The sequence below is a fragment of the Vibrio sp. 2304 genome (genome assembly GCF_033339475.1).
Classification (GTDB): Bacteria; Pseudomonadota; Gammaproteobacteria; order Enterobacterales; family Vibrionaceae; genus Vibrio; species Vibrio alginolyticus.
Genome location: NZ_JAWOUQ010000053.1, coordinates 1 through 805, shown reverse-complemented (window position 1 = coordinate 805; position 805 = coordinate 1). Strand labels below are relative to the sequence as shown.

The window sequence follows — 805 nt, the reverse complement described above, 5'->3', positions numbered from 1 at the left end:
GATTAACCAATTACTCAGTTTCCCGTTGTATCGAGAGACGTTGGGGCGCAAGGAAGTTTGTACCGTCACAGAACTTCACGCCGATGGAAGCATGAGTTTCGATAGGCCGTGGTGCCTCGGTGATGAGGTTCAGTTTTGTTATAACCATCCTTCTCTGACGTTAGAACAAGTGCGTCATGGGGTGGTGGAACTTGCCATGCATCAGCCGGAAGTAGTGATGATTTACAACTGTGCCTCGCGGCTGGATTTTATTGATAGCAGCGACGAAGTGCAGGCGTTTATGGATATTGCCGCGACCTTTGGCAGCTACTGCATGGGTGAAATACATGGTGACATTGGCCAGCCAGAAATTCTTCACCACAGTTTGACGTACCTTGCGATGCGCGAAGGCGATGAGGTGCAATCGCTGAATTTGCCTAAACCGCAAGTGAGCGCTTCGATTTCACCGCTGTTTAGCTTAATACGCAATGCGATTGGTGATTTGAACCATATGAACGCTCACATGGGCTATCAACTTGATCGTCAAACTCGCAAGCTACAAGAAAGCTACCGTCGTGACAGTCGCACGGGGTTGCAAAATCGCGTGGCGCTGCAAGAGCGCTTAAGTCACATCGATTGTGACGAGCATTTGTTAACGCTTAAGCTGCTCAATTTCAGCCACATCAACGAAAAGTACGGGTATCGAGTCGGAGACCAGCTGCTCAAAGATCTGTCGATGCATTTTACCAATCGATTGAGAAAGCGCTTAGGCATGCCAGCGGCGCTGCAACTGTACAGCATTGGTGTAGGTGAGTGGGCTTTTGTG

Annotated in this window: 1 protein-coding gene; it reads left to right on the top strand. The window is 49.3% G+C overall.

Annotated elements, in window-relative coordinates; genetic code table 11:
- The coding region (locus R7P64_RS24195) for an FIST C-terminal domain-containing protein (RefSeq protein ID WP_318124136.1) at positions 1–805 on the top strand (805 nt) is incomplete at both ends.